Annotated in this window: 14 protein-coding genes; 6 read left to right on the plus strand and 8 right to left on the minus strand. The window is 61.6% G+C overall.

Going from position 1 to position 17401, the window contains the following annotated elements:
• Positions 1-68: 68 nt before the first annotated feature.
• Positions 69-1229, minus strand: a complete 1161-nt coding sequence (locus EFR00_RS13035) for an ABC transporter substrate-binding protein (protein ID WP_077990869.1) — start codon at positions 1227-1229, stop codon at positions 69-71.
• 120 nt (positions 1230-1349) lie between these two features.
• The gene (locus EFR00_RS13040; protein ID WP_038691418.1) at positions 1350-2258 is read right to left on the minus strand and encodes a LysR family transcriptional regulator; all 909 of its coding nucleotides are present in this window, start codon (positions 2256-2258) and stop codon (positions 1350-1352) included.
• 179 nt (positions 2259-2437) lie between these two features.
• On the opposite strand from EFR00_RS13040, the gene EFR00_RS13050 reads away from it, so the two are divergent.
• Positions 2438-3181, plus strand: a complete 744-nt coding sequence (locus tag EFR00_RS13050; RefSeq protein ID WP_039622333.1) for a hypothetical protein — start codon at positions 2438-2440, stop codon at positions 3179-3181.
• Positions 3182-3249: 68 nt separating this feature from the next.
• Here EFR00_RS13050 and lysS read toward each other — a convergent pair whose 3' ends face one another.
• The 5 genes from lysS to EFR00_RS13075 form a co-directional block, all read right to left on the minus strand.
• Positions 3250-4746, minus strand: coding sequence for a lysine--tRNA ligase (gene lysS, locus EFR00_RS13055; RefSeq protein WP_077990780.1), 1497 nt, complete (start codon positions 4744-4746; stop codon positions 3250-3252).
• A 22-nt stretch (positions 4747-4768) separates the two neighbouring features.
• The gene (gene gltX / locus EFR00_RS13060; protein ID WP_077990777.1) at positions 4769-6235 is read right to left on the minus strand and encodes a glutamate--tRNA ligase; all 1467 of its coding nucleotides are present in this window, start codon (positions 6233-6235) and stop codon (positions 4769-4771) included.
• A 245-nt stretch (positions 6236-6480) separates the two neighbouring features.
• Positions 6481-7230: a TerC family protein gene (locus EFR00_RS13065; protein ID WP_039622327.1), complete on the minus strand. Its 750-nt coding sequence runs from the start codon at positions 7228-7230 to the stop codon at positions 6481-6483.
• Between the two features lie 219 nt (positions 7231-7449).
• Positions 7450-8289, minus strand: coding sequence for an AraC family transcriptional regulator (locus EFR00_RS13070; protein WP_077990774.1), 840 nt, complete (start codon positions 8287-8289; stop codon positions 7450-7452).
• A gap of 108 nt (positions 8290-8397) precedes the next feature.
• Entirely contained in the window at positions 8398-9078 is a 681-nt protein-coding gene (locus EFR00_RS13075; RefSeq protein WP_038691407.1) for a TetR/AcrR family transcriptional regulator, read from the minus strand.
• Between the two features lie 150 nt (positions 9079-9228).
• On the opposite strand from EFR00_RS13075, the gene EFR00_RS13080 reads away from it, so the two are divergent.
• The 5 genes from EFR00_RS13080 to xylA all read left to right on the plus strand — a co-directional run bounded on the left by EFR00_RS13080 (position 9229) and on the right by xylA (position 16255).
• Positions 9229-10437, plus strand: a complete 1209-nt coding sequence (locus EFR00_RS13080; protein ID WP_077990866.1) for an HlyD family secretion protein — start codon at positions 9229-9231, stop codon at positions 10435-10437.
• A 26-nt stretch (positions 10438-10463) separates the two neighbouring features.
• On the plus strand, positions 10464-12065 hold the full coding sequence (locus EFR00_RS13085; RefSeq protein WP_039622322.1) for a DHA2 family efflux MFS transporter permease subunit: 1602 nt from the start codon (positions 10464-10466) through the stop codon (positions 12063-12065).
• 206 nt (positions 12066-12271) lie between these two features.
• On the plus strand, positions 12272-13297 hold the full coding sequence (locus EFR00_RS13090; RefSeq protein WP_077990771.1) for a LacI family DNA-binding transcriptional regulator: 1026 nt from the start codon (positions 12272-12274) through the stop codon (positions 13295-13297).
• Between the two features lie 19 nt (positions 13298-13316).
• A complete protein-coding gene (gene xylB / locus EFR00_RS13095; protein WP_077990768.1) occupies positions 13317-14771 on the plus strand; it encodes a xylulokinase in 1455 nt (484 codons plus the stop codon).
• A gap of 173 nt (positions 14772-14944) precedes the next feature.
• A complete protein-coding gene (xylA, locus tag EFR00_RS13105) occupies positions 14945-16255 on the plus strand; it encodes a xylose isomerase (RefSeq protein WP_077990766.1) in 1311 nt (436 codons plus the stop codon).
• 51 nt (positions 16256-16306) lie between these two features.
• Here the strand turns inward: xylA and EFR00_RS13110 are convergent, their stop codons facing one another.
• Positions 16307-17338 (minus strand): LacI family DNA-binding transcriptional regulator, encoded by a 1032-nt coding sequence (locus EFR00_RS13110; RefSeq protein WP_038691397.1) that lies wholly within the window; start codon positions 17336-17338, stop codon positions 16307-16309.
• Between the last annotated feature and the right edge of the window lie 63 nt (positions 17339-17401).

Here is a 17401-nt window from a genome sequence, read left to right on the forward strand (position 1 = left end):
CCTTCGTCGCTCACCCCCTCATCTGTCCTTCGGACATCTTCTCCCCGCTGGGGAGAAGGGGAATTAGCTCACCGCCCGCCAATCACGCCGATATAGTCCGAGACCCAGCGGTGGTACGGCACGCATTCACCCTGGGTCGTGCATTTAGCGACCGGGGTCTTCCAGAACTTGATCTTGTCGAAGTGATCGAAGCCGTTGTTGGCGCAGCCGGTTTCGCCCATGAGTTCGTTGCCCTTGCAGGCGGCGGGAACGGAGGGCACGGCGCCGAACCAGGCGGCTGCGTCACCCTGGACCTTGGCCTGGAGCGAGTGTTCCATCCACATATAGGCGCAGTTCGGATGTTCGCTGTCGACGTGCAGCATCGTCGTGTCTGCCCAGCCGGTGACGCCTTCTTCGGGGAAGGTGGAGGCGATCTTCTGCTTGTCTGCCTGCAGAAGGTTGACCTGGAAGGGCCAGGAGCCGGAGGCGACGACGCCTTCGTTCTTGAAGTCGTCGATCTGGATCATGGCGTCGTGCCAATAGCGCGAGACCAGTTTGCGCTGGCCGCGCAGCAGGTCGAGGGCGGCCTTGTACTGATCCTCGGTCAGCTCGTACGGGTCCTTGATGCCGAGATCCGGCTTGTGGGCCATCAGATACATGGCCGCATCGGCGATATAGATCGCGCCGTCATAGGCCTGGACGCGGCCCTTGTTCGATTTGCCATCCGGCAGGGTCTGCTCCTCGAAGACGACGTTCCAGCTGGTCGGCGCCTTGTCCTTGAAGGCATCGGTATTGTACATCAACACGTTCGGGCCCCAGAGATAGGGCACGCCGTAATGCACGCCGCCGACCGTGTACCACGGACCGTCCTGCAGGCGCTGGTCGACATTCTTGAAGCTCGGAATCAGGTCGGTGTTGATCGGCTGGACGCGCTTGCCGGCGATGAGGCGGAGCGATGCGTCGCCCGATGCAGTGACGAGATCGAAGCCACCCTCGTTCATCAGCGAGACCATTTCATCGGAGGTGGCGGCGGTCTTGACCGAGACTTTGCAGCCGGTCTCCTTTTCGAAGCCGGTGACCCAATCGTAATTCTTGTCGGTTTCGCCGCGTTCGATGTAGCCGGCCCAGGCGACGATGCTGACAGCGCCTTCACCCTTGCCCAAGGCCTTCAGCGGTTCGGCTCCGACCACCTGTGTCGCGAAGCTCATGCAGGCGAGCGCTGCCGTGCAGGATTTCAAGAGATTCGTCATCATCCGTCTCCCGGTTTGGTGCCACTTTTCGTGGCCGTTCGTTCCCGATTACGAAGGTGATCCGAAAAAGCCGCTTTCGCAAATTCATTTATCAGAAAGGCGATATCGGAAATTCCGATTTCAGCGCATGCGGCCGGAGCGCATGCTTTCGGCAATACCGACGAAATCCCGTGCCGCCTGCGGCAGGCTGGAGCCCTTGCGCCAGACCATGCCGACCTGCACGACCGGCAGCGAACCGGAGACGTCGCGGCTCTCGATGCGGTCGCCTTCCAGTGACCACGGGCGGTAGACGAGATCGGGAAGCAACGCCACGCCGGCGCCCGTTGCGACCAGGCTGCGCACCGCCTCCACCGAGCGGGTGCGGAAGGCGACATGCGGGCGGGCGCCGAGCGCCGAAAGTAGCTTGCCGGTATTTTCCTCGATTTCGTCGACCGTCAGCATGATCAGCGGTTCGCGGGCGATATCGGCGACCGAGATAATATCGGCCGAGACCAGCGGATGGCCCATCGGCAGCCATAGGCGATAGGGCGAGGTTTCGAGGATTTCCGCCTGCAGCGCCATGCGGTCGCGCAGGTTCGATATCACCATGACCGCGACATCGAGTTCGCCGCCTACCAGAAGGTGTTCGAGATAGCCGCCATTGTCCTCGATCGCACTGACCTCGACTCCAGGACAGGCGCGCCGGTATCGCGCCAGCAAATCGGAGAGGACGTAGCCGGCGACCAGCGAGGTGACGCCGATGTTCAAAGTGCCGGAAAGGGCGCTCTGCCGGCCGGAGAAGCTGGTGCGCGCGTCGGAAACCGAGGCTAGGATCTTCGTCGCGTGACGGAGGAACTGGTGTCCGTTGTGGGTGATCGTTAGGCCGCGCGGATGGCGCTCGAAGAGCTCGACGCCGAGGTCGGTTTCGAGCTCCTTCAGTGCCTCGGTCACCGAGGATTGCGAGATCGAAAGGTTCTGCGCGGCGCGTGTCACCGAACCTTGTTCGGCGACGGCGACAAAATATTGGATCTGGCGAAGCGTGAAGGCCATCAGCGTTTAGAGCATGGCGGAATGTGCAGTGGCAAGCGGTTGAAAAAGGCGGACCTTTTTTGGTGTTTTTTCAAAATGGGGCAGGCTTGGTATGCTCACTTAAACTTTCGGAAACGTCATTTCTCTAGCATTCCCAGCACCTGTCCTGCGTTGGAGTTTGAGATGGCGGAGCAGTTGGCGTGAAGGCCTTACTGCGCATATTCCGGCCTTCCCGGAAATTGGCAATCATCATCGGTGGAGTCGCTCTTCTCATGGGCGTTTCCGGCGGCGCAGCCGTCTATGTTGGCAAGGACAGGCTGATGGGTGCCGCCGGCGGCGGTTCCGGGCTCGAATGCTCCGACGTCAACCTGGTGACGATCAAGAAGCAGGATCACGTCTGGGTGCGGAAATACATCAAGACCGAACCGACCGACGGCATGACGCGTGTCAGGACCGCGCTGCGTGTCGCCCAGGCCGTTTATGCCGCGCAGAAACCGGATCTGGTACAGGTGGTGGTGCTCGACGAGAACGGCCCGACGCTGCGCGCCGATATTCGCGGCCGGGCAATCGGCGCCGACGTCGTCTATATCCCGCATCCCGACAAGACCGTTCCGGGCCTCGACGACAAACCCTATACGGCGCGCTACTACGACGGCAAGGCCAGCGAAAATGGGCTGTTCTTCGGCGAGCGCATCGACATGCCGGCCGACGAGATTGCCATGATCAGCGCTTCCTTCAAGGATCCGGAGGATTGCGTCGATCCGGTTGCCGTTGCCTCCACCAAGGGCGGAGAGAAGGCGAAGAAGGCCGAAGGCGGCGGGCATGGCGTAGCGCCAGCGGCCGAAACCGAAGCGGCGCCTGCCGCCGAAGGCGGCCACGGTGCCGACGCCCCAGCCGAAGCGCCGGCAGAAGAACCGCCGGCGGATGCCCCCAAGACACACTGAATCGGCGGCATGAAAAAAGCGGAGCTCCAGCCGGCACTCCGCTTTTATTTTTTCCGTGTTTCTGAGGGTCAGTCGGCCTTGCTGCGGCGGGCCGGGAAGAGAATGACGTCGCGGATCGACGGTGCATTGGTCAGCAGCATGATGAGGCGGTCGACGCCGATGCCGAGGCCGCCGGCCGGTGGCATGCCCTGGTCGATCGCATCGAGGAATTCCTCGTCCAGCTGCTTTCCCTTTTCGCCGCGGGCATGCGCCTGTTCGAGCTGCTCAACCATGCGGCGGCGCTGCTCTTCGGGATCGTTGAGTTCCGAGAAGGCGTTGCCGAGTTCCCAGGCGTTGCAATAGGTTTCGAAGCGCTCGACCAGGCGCGGCTCGCCCGGCACTTCCTTGGCGAAGGGCGAGATGTCCTTCGGGAAATGGATGACATGCGACGGCTGGATCAGCGTGGCTTCGACCTTTTCCTCGAAAATGGAGGCAAGGCATTCGCCCCAGGTCCAATCCTTTTCGACCGCGAAGCCGGCAGCCTTGGCGGCGGCGCGCGCTTCCTCGTCGGTCTTGATCGCCAGGAAATCGATGCCGGTCGCTTGTTTGACGGCATCGGGCATCGGCACGCGCTTGAACGGTCCCTTGAAGGACAACCGCTTGTCGCCGAAGTCGAATTCCGTCGTGCCGTGAATGGAGAGCGCCAGGGTCTCGAATAGCCGCTCGACGAGGTCCATCATGTCCTCGTAATCGGCATAGGCCCAGTAACACTCCATCATGGTGAATTCCGGATTGTGCCGGGTGGAGACGCCTTCGTTGCGGAAGTTGCGGTTGATCTCGAAGACCTTGTCGGTCAACCCTGAAACCAGCGTGCGCTTCAGGAACAGTTCCGGCGCGATGCGCAGATACATGTCGAGCTTCAGCGTGTTGTGATGCGTCTTGAACGGCTCGGCGGTTGCGCCGCCATAGATCGATTGCAGCATCGGCGTCTCGATTTCCATGAAGCCGTCATTTTCCATGAAACGGCGGATGCCGGAGACGATCTTCGAGCGCTGCTGGAAACGCAGCTTCGAATCCTCGTTGGTCATGATGTCGAGATGGCGCTTGCGATAACGCAGCTCGATGTCGGAAAGGCCATGCCACTTTTCCGGCATCGGCAGCAGCGACTTGGTCAGCATTTCGATCTTCTGGGCGTTGATCGTTAGCTCGCCGCGCTTGGTGCGGCGCACGACGCCGCTGACGCCGATGATGTCGCCGATGTCGATCATCGGCAGCAGGGCGCGGGCTTCCTCGCCGGTGACGTCCTTGTGCGAGAAGATCTGGATCTTGCCGGAGGCGTCATGGATATCCATGAACATGCCGGAATTGCGCGAGGAATAGACGCGGCCGGCGACGGTGACCACATCCTGCGTCTCGGCATCCGGCTCTAGGTTCTCGTATTTCGCAGTCAGCTCGGCATTGGTCATCGTCCGGTGGAAATGCGCCGGATAGACGTCGCCGATCTGTTCGCGCAGCAGCTTCAGCTTCTGGGCGCGCACTTCGGTCGCGTCGGAGGAAAGAGTGTTTTCGGTCTTGTTGTCAGCCACTGTCGAAATCCTCTGACTGTTCTTACTTCGAGCCGACGAGGGCGGCGACCGCCTGCGCGGCGAGCTTCAGGCGCTGGCGCACGACCGAGCGGCCGAGGATCGCCATGGAATCGAAGAGCGGCAGCGAGCGCGACGAACCGGAGACGGCGACGAAGAGCGGGGAGACCACGACCTTCAGCTTCTTGCCCATGCGGTCGGAGATGGCGCGCAGTTCCGCCTCGATCGTCTCGACATTCCATTCCAGAATCTTTTCGAGATCCGGCTGAACGGTGTTGAGGATCTCCAGAATCTCTTCCGGCGGCGATTTGATCTTGGCGAAGTCGGACGGCTGCAGGCCGAGATCGGATTTCAGCAGGAAGCCGGCGAGGTCGGGCAGTTCGCCGAGTTTGGAAATGCGGGTCTGTGACAGGCGCAGACCTTCCTTCAAACGCTCATTTTCCATGGCCCAGGTCAGCACGCGCGCCTGGAACTCCTCTTCGGAGAGCTTTTCGCGAATCCAGCGGCCGTTCAGCCAGTCGAGCTTCTGGATGTCGAAGATCGCGCCGGCCTTGGAGAGGTTGTCGGGGTCGAACTTTTCCGACAGCTCGTCCATGGTCAGCAGCTCTTCGCCTTCGGCGATCTGGATGAAGAACAGGCCGAGGAAGTTCATCAGCGCTTCCGGGATATAGCCGAGCGCGGAGTAATAGGAGATCGAGGTCGGGTTCTTGCGCTTCGACAGCTTCGACTTGTCGGCATTGCGCATCAGCGACAGATGCATGAAGACCGGCTGGTCCCAGCCGAAATAGCGATAGAGCAGGATGTGTTTCGGCACCGACGCCAGCCATTCCTCGCCGCGGGCCACATGGGTGATCTGCATCAGATGGTCGTCGATGACGTTGGCCATATGATAGGTCGGCATGCCATCGGCCTTGATCAGCACCTGCATGTCGACCGAATCCCAGGGGATGGAGACATCGCCGTAGACGCCGTCGGTGAAATCGCAGGAGCCTTCGGCCGGGATTTTCATGCGGATGACCGAGGCTTCGCCGGCAGCGGTGCGCGACGTCACTTCCTCCGCCGTCAGGCTGAGGCAGAGTCCATCATATTTCGGCGGCTTGCCGGCGGCGCGCTGCGCTTCGCGCATCTGCTCCAGCCGCGCGGGCGTGCAGAAACAGCGGAAGGCGTGGCCCTTGTCGAGGAGCTCCTGCGCGTAAGGCTGGTACATCGGCTTGCGGTCGGACTGACGATAGGGGCCATAGGGACCGCCGATATCGGGGCCTTCCTTCCATTCCAGCCCGCACCATTTCAGCGCGTCCAGCACCTTCGTCTCGAATTCAGGGGTCGAGCGCGTCGCATCGGTATCCTCGATGCGCAGGATGAACTCGCCGCCGTGCTTCTTGGCGAAAAGGTAGTTGAAGAGAGCGATGTAAGCGGTGCCGACATGCGGCTCGCCGGTCGGCGAGGGAGCGATGCGGACGCGAACGCCGGTAGCTGTGCCGGAAACTGTCATTGTGTGTGCCCGTCAATGAATGCCGGACTGCTTTCACGGGAAAGCGACGTTCGGCCGGAAGGATGCAGATATCTTCGGCAAACCGGCCGGAAAAAGGGCATGCGCCCGCACTATCCGCCGATCGTCCGTTCGGCTGGCCTTAGGCCATATTCAATTCGGCGCGTCAAGAAAAACCGCGCCCGCACCGGCCCGATGACGGCGAGGGAGGGTCGCGGCGATTGCGACGCGCCCTCCCAATCCCATTCTCAGTGAGCGCCTTCGCGTTTCCGCTTGCGGGCGTTGCGCGCGAACATGTTCAGCACCTCGACCAGCGCCGAGAAGGCCATGGCGACGTAGACGTAACCCTTGGGCACGTGGAAGCCCATACCTTCGGCGATCAGCGTCGTGCCGATCATCAGCAGGAAGGCGAGTGCCAGCATGACGATCGTCGGATTCCTCTCGATGAAGTTGGCGAGCGGAGTTGCCGCGACCAGCATCACGGTGACGGCGGCAATGACGGCGATCACCATGATCGGCAGATGCGGTGTCATGCCGACGGCGGTGATGATGCTGTCGACGGAGAAGACCAGGTCGAGCAGCAGGATCTGGCCGATGGCCGATGCAAAGCCTGTTGTGGCCGAGGTGGCGATAAAATCCTCCTCATGATCGATCGGATCGACGCTGTGGTGAATTTCCTTGGTGGCTTTCCAGACGAGGAACAGGCCGCCGGCGATCAGGATCAGGTCCTTCCAGGAGAAGCCGTGTCCGAAAGCCTCGAAAAGCGGTTCGGTCAGTTGCACGATCCAGGCGACGGTGCCCAGCAGCGCCAGGCGCATGATGAGGGCGAGACCGATGCCGATCTTGCGTGCCTTCTCCCGATGCTCGGGCGGCAGCTTATTGGTGAGGATGGAAATGAAGATCAGATTGTCGATGCCGAGAACGACTTCCATCACCACCAGCGTGATGAGCGCCACCCAGGCGGCCGGATCCTGAATGAGCGTCATAATTTCCTGCATCAGCGTATTTCCCCTTTGCGTCACATGAGCGATGACGCCCCGCAATGTAGTGTCGGCGGCTGGCCGCGCAAGCGCCGCAAGGGGATATACGAAATCGATGTGACTTTTATTCCCTAGAACGGGATGATTTAAGGCCGGGTCGGCCTTAAATTTGAATCCCGTTCTAAGTTAAAGAGTTAGAGCATGCTTTCGTCCGAAAACCGCTCACACTTTTCGGCATCATGCTCTGATCGGCAACCAGATTTCGGTGACGCCCGTGCCGCTATAGGGGTCGAAGCGCTCGTCGTAGCGTTCGAACATGTCCGGCGTCTCGCCGTGCTCCAGGCCGGAGGTCGGCCACCATGTGCCGAAAATCCGGTTCATCGTCGCGGAAATGCCGGAGACATGGCCGCGATGGTTGAAGACGACGTAGCGCTGGCCCGGCAGCTTGAGTGTGGCAAAATCCGCCGGCAGATCGCCGGCATCGGAGATCTCGACCGCGGCCATATAGCGGAATTTCTCCGCTTCGCCGTCGATATGTGTGCAGATGCCGTAAGCGACGTTGCCCTTCTGGCCTGATATATGGCCGAAATGGGCATTGAACTTCTGCCAGAGAGAGGGGATGGCGGCATTGCCGCCATAGGGATAGGTTTCCTCCAAGCCGGCAAGAAGCAGTGGTTGAAGGGTTTCGAAGCGGGGCGCTTCGAGGTCGCTGAGGTGGGCGGGGTCCATTCTGATCGGCTCCAGTAAGACGAGATTACGGGTGTGCCCCTGTCTGCGCACCGCATCCGGCGTCATGCCGAACTGGTCACGAAAGGCACGGGTGAAAGCTTCGTGGGAGCCGTAGCCCGCGCAAAGCGCAACCTCGAGGATGGTGGATGAGCCGCTGACCAAGTCGGGCACGGCGCGGCTGAGGCGCCGCCCCCTGATATAGCCGCTGATCGAGTGGCCGGTGACCAGCCCGAAGACGCGCGACAGATGGTAGCGCGACAATCCGGCTGCTTCCGATATCTCTTCCAGCGATATATCGCTTTCGAAATGGCTCTCTATGAACCAGATCGCCCGTGCGATGGCGCTCATCCCTTATCTCTCCTGATTGCGGCTTCCTTCTTAGAAAAAAGCTGCCGGCCGGGTTTGATCGTTGTTGCGGAGTTTTGGCCGATGGAGGGCGGCCGTCAACAAAGGGCGTCAGACGGTGGCGGGCCGGCGGGCGCCATAGGCCGCCATGAAGACCTTGATCGCACCGCGGATGACGCGGTCGATTTCTTCGCGGCTCGGCGGTTCTTCCATGCTGCCGAACAGGCGCAGCTTGAAGAAACTGCCGCTGGCAAGATCGAGAAATTGGCCGGCGGCGAGATCGATGTCATCGATCTCAAGTGTGCCCGCGGCGATGTGGCGTTCGAGAAAATCGCGCATTATGGTGCGAAGATTGACCGGCCCCTTGAAGAAGCGTTGACAGAGCGCAGGCATGCGGTCTCGAACGCCGAGAACGGTGCGCATGGCGGTGATGACCTTCTCGTCGGTCATATGGGTGACGAAGCTTATCCCGAATTCATACAGCCCGGATTCGGGGTCGTCGTGTTCGGCAAGCGCCGTGCGCACAGCGGCTACGAAGGCGGCGCGCTCGGTTTCGACCATCGCCGAAAACAGTTCTTCCTTGTTGGTGAAGTAGACGTAGAGCGTTCCCTTGGAAACTCCGGCCTCACGCGTCACATCGTTCATGCTGGCGGCATCGAAGCCCATTTTCATGAAGACGCGCTTGGCGCCGTCGAGGATCTGCTGGCGCTTGGCCGGATCTTCGCCTGCGGCAAACCGGCCTCCGGCAGCGGGAGGACTGAATACGGCGGCATTGTCGGATTTCAGCGTCATGTCTCCTTAACCGTGTTTACGGTTTCGCCTTTCCCTTAAAAGAAATCGAACCGATGGGTTCTATGCATCTTGATATGACGACAAAACAGGTTTATGTCAACTGAACCGAACCGTTCAGTTCGATCAATTACACCAAGATCGGTAATGGCCATGTCGAGCAATTCAAAAAGCAGCGTCGCGCGTATCGTCAGCGAAAACGCCGAAGCCGAAGAGGCAAAGGTCGCCGCCGTCGCGGAAGCTCCGACGGCTGAGGCACGCGAGGCGCCGCCTGCTCCCGCGCAGTCGGCGCCGGCTTCGGTCGCAACACCCGCGGCTGCCAAGAAGCGCCGCAGCCCAGTGCTGCCGATTGTCGTGCTCGCCATTCTCGCAGGCGGTGCCTGGTATGGTTACGAATGGTGGACGAACGGCCGCTTCATGGTGTCGACGGACGACGCCTATATCGAGGGCGATATCGCAACGATTTCGCCGAAGGTCACGGGCTACGTCGCGAAGGTGAACGTTGTCGCCAACCAGGAAGTCAAAGCAGGCGACGTGCTCGCCACGCTCGACAATGGCGACTACCAGAACGCGCTCGATCAGGCCCAGGCCCAGATCGCCACCGAAAAGCTTTCGTTGCAGCGTATCGATGCGCAGATCGAAGGCGCCGATGCGAGCCTCGCTCAAGCGCAGGCGCAGAAGGTGGCACTCGAAGCGGCCGTTCGCGGTGCCGAAATAACCCAGAAGCGCCAGAGCGAGCTTCAGGCAAAGTCGGTCGGCACTGCTGCCGATCTCGACAATGCCAATATCGCGCTCGACCAAGCCAAGGCCAATCTTGCTGCCGGTGACGCCAATATTGCCGCGGCGCAGGCCAACATCACCATCCTTCAGGCCCAGCGCAAGGAGGCGGAGGGTTCGGTCCGTTCGCTGGAAATTTCCCGGGACAAAGCCGCCCGTGATCTCTCCTTCACCGTGCTCAAGGCGCCTTATGATGGCATCGTCGGTAACCGGTCCGTGCAGGAAGGCGATCTCGTCTCGCCCGGCCAGCGCCTGATGGCGCTCGTTCCGGTGCGCCAGCTTTATATCGACGCCAATTTTAAGGAAACGCAGATCCAGCATCTCGTCCCGGGCTCGAAGGTCAACGTCCATGTCGATGCCTATGACGACCATCCCATCGTCGGCACCGTTGAATCGATTTCGCCGGCGTCCGGCTCGGTCTTTTCGCTGCTGCCGCCGGAAAATGCGACGGGCAATTTTACCAAGGTGATCCAGCGTGTGCCGGTGCGCATCGCGCTGCCGCAGGATGCGCTCGACAGCGGGCGGCTACGCGCGGGCCTCAGCGTCGTGGTCGACGTCGATACCCGCACGGCGCCCAGCAAGTAAGCCTTATAAAAGGCGGAGGTGGTCCCATGGCCGCAAGTGCGACAGCGACAGCGGGTTCGATCCCGGCAGCGCCTGCTCACGCCGAGGACCGCATGGATCCGAGGAAACTCATCGCCTTCTTCGCGATGGTGCTCGGCATGTTCATGTCGATCCTCGACATCCAGATCGTCTCGGCTTCGCTTGCTGAGATCCAGGCCGGCCTTTCGGCCGGTAGCGATGAGATCGGCTGGGTCCAGACATCCTATCTGATCGCCGAAGTGATCATGATCCCGCTCTCGGGTACGCTGGCGCGCATCATCTCGACACGTTATCTCTTCGCGATTTCAGCCGCGGGCTTCACCATGGCGAGCGCTCTTGCGGCAACGGCGACGAATATCGACCAGATGATCGTCTATCGCGCCATTCAGGGCTTCATTGGCGGCGGCATGATCCCCTCGGTTTTCGCGGCCGCCTTTACGATCTTCCCGCCTTCGAAGCGCAGCATCGTCTCGCCGATCATCGGCCTGATCGCGACACTTGCACCGACCATCGGCCCGACCGTCGGCGGCTATCTCAGCCACGCCTTCTCCTGGCATTGGCTGTTCCTCGTCAATATCATTCCAGGCATCGTCGTCACGATCGTCACCTGGAACTTCATCGATTTCGACAAGCCGGAACTGTCGCTCTTCAAAAAGTTCGACTGGTGGGGGCTGGTTTCGATGGGCGTCTTCCTCGGCGCCCTCGAATATGTGCTCGAAGAGGGCAATTCCAACGACTGGTTCAACGACAGTGCCATTGCCATTGCCGCGGTTGCCTCCGGCGCCGCAGCCATCGTGTTCTTCTATCGCGCCTTCACAGTGGATTTTCCGGTCGTCGACCTCAAGGCTTTCGCCAACCGAAATTTCTCCTTCGGATCGGTATTTTCCTTCGTCATGGGCATCGGCCTCTATGGCCTCACCTATATCTACCCGGTCTATCTCGGCCGCATCCGCGGCTATGACTCTTTGATGATCGGCGAGACGATGTTCGTTTCCGGCCTGGCAATGTTCTTCACCGCGCCGATCGCCGGCCGGTTGTCGACCAAGATGGACCTGCGCCTGATGATGGTGATCGGCTTCGTCAGCTTCGCCGCCGGCACCTATATCATGATGCACCTGACCGCGGACTGGGATTTCTACGAGCTTTTCATTCCGCAGATCCTGCGCGGTTTCGGACTGATGATGTGCATGGTGCCGATCAACAACATCGCGCTCGGCACGATGCCGCCCTCGCGCATTCGCGGTGCGTCCGGCCTGTTCAATCTGACGAGAAACCTTGGGGGCGCCGTCGGCCTTGCCGTCATCAATACCGTGCTCACCAACCGGCAGGACGTGCACTATGAGCGGCTGCGGGAGAACATGGACTGGGGCAACCCGGCGGCGATCGACCAGATGAACAATATGACTGCCAATTTCAACAGCTATGGCATGGACGGGGCGTCGGTCGCGATCAAGCAGATGGTCGGCCTTGCCACCGAACAGGCGGTCATCCTCTCCTTCAGTGACGTATTCCTGATCCTGACCGTGCTCTTTCTCGCAATGATCCTCGGTGTAGCAATGATCAAGAAACCCGCGCCGCAAGGCGGCGGTGGAGGTGGCGGCGGCCACTGACCTCCGGCCTCCGCTCCTCGAAAAGGCCCTCTCCGGAGGGCCTTTTTGTTTGCAGTTTTCCAGCCTCTATGCGATCAGCCAAAAATCGACCTGCTGACCGGCTCCAGGCCGGCGGCGATGCGGAAACGCAATGCGCGAGTCACCCCCTTCGATTTTTTGATTTACGTACATCAGAATTGGCGTTAATGGTCTCATCAGGAGGAATGATGAGGCCAACAGTTCACGATATCGCTGCCGCCGCCGGGGTCAGCCTTGCGACTGTCGACCGGGTGCTCAACCGGCGTCCGGGTGTGCGCCATGTGACGCGCGAAAAGGTCGAGACCGCGATTCGGCAGCTTGGTTACATCAGGGACGTGGCTGCCGCCAATCTTGCGAAGGGCCGCACCTATCCGCTGGTGTTCATCCTGCCGGCCAGCGACAATTCCTTCATGCACGGGCTCAACGGGGAAATCCGGCAAGCGATCCTCCGTTCGGCTGCCGAACGCACTGATATTCGCACCATCGAGGTGCCGGCCTTCGATCCGGCTGCTCTCGTCGCTATGCTCGAAGAGCTCTCTCGGGAAAAGCCTTGCGGCGTTGCCATGGTCGCCACCGATGCACCTGAGGTGTGCGCCACCGTCGACAAGCTGGTGCATGCGGGCTTTCCCATCGTCACCCTGGTGTCCGACCTCACGGGCTCGCTGCGCCACCATTATGCCGGCGTCGACAATATCGCGGCCGGCCGCACAGCGGCGCGTCTGCTCGGCCGCTTTCTCAGGCCGCGAAAGGGCGAGATCGCCGTGCTCGCCGGATCCATGCTGGTGCGCGACCATCGCGAGCGGCTGGAGGGCTTCACTGCAGTCATGGCCGAGGAATTTCCCGATCTGGCGATCCTGCCGGTGCTCGAAGGCCGTGACGATCCGGAGATCGCCCATATGCTCGTCGCCGACGCGCTTGCCAGGAATGCCGGCATTGTCGGCGTCTACAGCCTCGGCGCCGGCAATCGCGGCCTCATCCGGGCGCTGAAGGAGAAGGCCGTCGACAGGACGCTGACCGTCATCGCCCATGAACTGACCACCCATACGCGGGCGGCGCTGATCGACAATACGATCGATGCGATCCTCAATCAGGACGCCGGCCACGAAGTGCGCAGCGCGATCCGCGTGCTGAAAGCCAAGGCGGACGGGCTCCCAGTCATCGACGCGCAGGAGCGCATCCGTCTCGACATATTCCTGAAAGACAATCTGCCGTAACGGCAAAGGAGAATACCAGATGTATCTCGGTTTCGATCTCGGAACCTCCGGCGTCAAGGCGATGCTGATCGACGGCGATCAGACGATCGTCGGCTCGGCCAACGGTTCGCTCGACGTTTCGCGCCCGCATTCCGGCTGGTCGGAACAGGAGCCGGCCCATTGGGTGCGCGCCACGCAAGAGGCCCTCGCCGGTCTCAAGGCGAAACATCCGAAAGAGCTTGCCGCGGTGAGGGGTATCGGCCTTTCCGGCCAGATGCACGGCGCGACACTGATCGACGCCGCCGACAAGGTGCTGCGCCCCTGCATCCTCTGGAACGATACGCGCAGTCATGTCGAGGCCGCGGCGCTCGACGCCGATCCGCGTTTCCGCGCACTCACCGGCAATATCGTCTTCCCCGGCTTCACCGCGCCTAAACTCGCCTGGGTCAGGAAGCACGAGCCTGACGTTTTCGCAAAGGTGGCCAAGGTGTTGCTGCCGAAGGACTATCTGCGTCTTTGGCTGACCGGCGAATATATTTCCGAAATGTCGGATTCGGCCGGCACCTCCTGGCTCGACACCGGCAAGCGCGTCTGGTCGTCCGATCTGCTCGCCGCCACCGATCTTTCCGAGGAGCAGATGCCGACGCTCGTCGAAGGCACTGCACAGGCCGGCAAGCTGCGGGCGGAACTTGCGGCGCAATGGGGCATATCAGGGGATGTCGTCGTTGCCGGCGGCGCCGGCGACAACGCCGCTTCTGCCTGCGGCATGGGCACGGTCAGCGATGGTGCGGCCTTCGTCTCACTCGGCACGTCGGGCGTGCTTTTTGCCGCCAACGGCTCCTATCTGCCGAAGCCGGAAAGCGCCGTGCATGCTTTCTGCCACGCGCTGCCGAATACCTGGCACCAGATGGGCGTCATCCTGTCGGCGACCGATGCGCTCAACTGGCATTCCGGCGTGACCGGCAAGTCGGCCGCCGATCTCACCGGCGAACTCGGCGAGACGCTGAAGGCGCCGACCGGCGTCACCTTCCTGCCCTATCTCTCCGGCGAGCGTACGCCGCACAATGATGCGGTCATCCGCGGCGCCTTCATCGGGCTGGAACATGAAAGCAGCCGCGCCGTGCTGACCCAGGCCGTGCTCGAAGGTGTCGCCTTCGCCATCCGCGACAATCTCGAAGCGCTGCGGTCGGCCGGCACCGGCATCTCCCGCGTCACGGCGATCGGCGGCGGTTCACGCTCGCGCTACTGGCTGGCGTCGATCGCCACTGCGCTCGGTGTTCCGGTTGATCTGCCCGCCGACGGCGATTTCGGCGCGGCCTTCGGTGCCGCCCGCCTCGGCCTGATCGCGGCAACGGGTGCCGATCCGATTGCTGTCTGCACGCCGCCGGTGACATCAGACACGATCGAGCCGGTGGCTTCGCTGAGCGGCGCTTACGAGGATGCCTACACGCGCTACCGTGCACTCTATCCGGCGATCAAGTCGCTGGCGCATTGAAACTGGAGCCAGCGGCCCCTCATCCGCCTGCCGGCACCTTCTCCCCTGGGGGGTCCGAATGACGGGGCGAGACCCGCGGGTCGCCCCTGGCAAAGGTGGCCCGAAGGGTCGGATGAGGGGGCTGAACGGCACGAACGATCAAACTGAACTACGAGAACCCAAGGAGACCTGACATGAGCACCGGATTTTTCGGCGATATCCAGAAGATCAAATATGAAGGCCCCGACAGCACCAATCCGCTGGCCTTCCGCTATTACCAGCCGGACGAGATCGTTCTCGGCAAACGCATGGAAGACCATCTGCGTTTTGCGGTGGCCTATTGGCACACCTTCACCTGGCCGGGCGGCGATCCCTTCGGCGGCCAGACCTTCCTGCGCCCCTGGTTCGAAGACACGATGAAGGCTGCCAAGCTCAAGGCCGACGTCGCGTTTGAATTCTTCTCGCTGCTCGGCGCGCCCTATTACTGCTTCCACGACGCCGACGTGCGCCCTGAAGGCAAGAATTTTGCCGAAAACACCAGAAACCTCAACGAGATCGTCGATTATTTCGCCGAGAAGCAGGCTGCGACCGGCACCAAGCTGCTCTGGGGTACGGCCAACCTGTTCTCCAACCGGCGCTATATGTCGGGTGCGGCGACCAACCCGGATCCCGATGTCTTTGCTTTCGCAGCCGCGACGGTCAAGACCTGCATCGACGCCACGCAGAAGCTCGGCGGCGAGAACTACGTGCTCTGGGGCGGCCGCGAAGGTTACGAGACGCTGCTCAATACCGATCTCAAGCGCGAGCTCGACCAGCTCGGCCGCTTCCTCAACCTCGTCGTCGAGTACAAGCACAAGATCGGCTTCAAGGGCACGATCCTGATCGAGCCGAAGCCGCAGGAGCCGACCAAGCACCAGTATGACTATGACGTCGCGACCGTTTACGGCTTCCTCAAGAAGCACGGCCTTGAAAACGAGGTGAAGGTCAATATCGAGCAGGGGCATGCGATCCTCGCCGGCCACTCTTTCGAACATGAGCTGGCGCTCGCCAATGCGCTCGGTATCTTCGGCTCGATCGACATGAACCGCAACGACTACCAGTCCGGCTGGGACACCGACCAGTTCCCGAACAATGTTCCGGAAATGGCGCTTGCCTATTACCACGTTCTGGCCGGCGGCGGCTTCAAGACCGGCGGCACCAACTTCGACGCCAAGCTGCGCCGCCAGTCGCTCGATCCTGCGGACCTTTTGATCGGCCATATCGGCGGCATGGATTGCTGCGCCCGCGGCCTGAAGGCCGCCGCCAAGATGATCGAGGACAAGGCCCTGTCGCAGCCGCTCGCCGATCGTTATGCCGGCTGGGAAACGGCCGAGGCGCAGAAGCTCTTCCGCGGCGAATACTCGCTGGATGAGATCAACAACTGGGTCGAGACCAAGGACGTCAACCCGCAGCCGAGATCCGGCAAGCAGGAACTGCTCGAAAACGTCGTCAACCGTTACGTCTGATGGCAGACGCCGGCGGCCATCGGTCGCCGGCGCTACCTTTTTCGGTTGGCGTCAGCGTTTCAACCAATTGCGCGACGGCGCGGAGACGGAGTTTCGAACCACCAGATCCGGCCGCAGCAGGATTTCCGTCTCGGCCGGCCGACCATCGGACAAGAGCTCCAACAGCAGCGCCATCGCCTGTTTGCCGATCGCCGTTCGCGGCTGGCGGATCGTCGTCAGCGACGGGGATATGAAGACGGCCTGCGGCACGTCGTCGAAACCGGTCACCGAGAAATCGCGCGGAATGTCGTAGCCTCGCGCGCCGAGCCCGATCATCACGCCGATTGCCGTCTGATCGTTCACGCACATGAAGGCGGTCGGGAGCGTGTCGCGCATGAAGAGCTGTTCGACCGCATGCCGGCCGCTTTCGATCGTGCCGTCGCCTTCCAGCACGATCCTGAGATCCGGCGGGACGCCGGCGGCGTCGAGGCCGGCATCGTAACCCATGCGGCGCCTGACATAGGCAAGCCGGGTGCGCGAATCGCCGATGAAGGCGATCTTGCGATGGCCTTCGGCCAGCAGCAGATCCACCGCCTTTCGCGCGCCTTCGGTATCGTCGACGCCGACATAGGGAATGCCGCCGTTGAAGACGGGTTCGAAAACGCCGACGCTCGGCGGCAGCCGCGCGGTCATGGTCTGATGGCCGAAGGGCAGGATGCCGGTGAAAAGGATCAGCCCGGCCGCCTGGTTGGAGTTGAAGAATTTCAGATACTCCAGGCCGCGCTGGGCGTCGTTCTGCGTGTGGCCGATCAGGACGCCGTAACCGTGCGCCCGCGCCTCGTTCTCCAGGCCGACGAGGATATTGGAGAAATTGGGGTCGCCGATGTCGGGCGCCACCACGAGGATCATATTGGAGCGACCGAGCCTCAGGCTGCGCGCCATGGCATTGGTGGTGTAGCCGGTGACGGCGATTGCCTGGTTGACCTTGAGCCGTGTGGAGTTGGCGACCTTCTCCGGCGTGTGGATCGCCCGCGAAACCGTTGCGATGGAGACTTCGGCGATCCGGGCGACGTCTTCGATTGTTGCGGGTGTGGAATTCGACACTGAGCTCTGCCTTGGGGCTGTCTTCGCCGCGACACTACACAGACTTGTCGAGAGGTCAAAGGC

The organism is Rhizobium sophoriradicis (genome assembly GCF_003939025.1).
In the GTDB taxonomy this organism is placed as follows: Bacteria; Pseudomonadota; Alphaproteobacteria; order Rhizobiales; family Rhizobiaceae; genus Rhizobium; species Rhizobium sophoriradicis.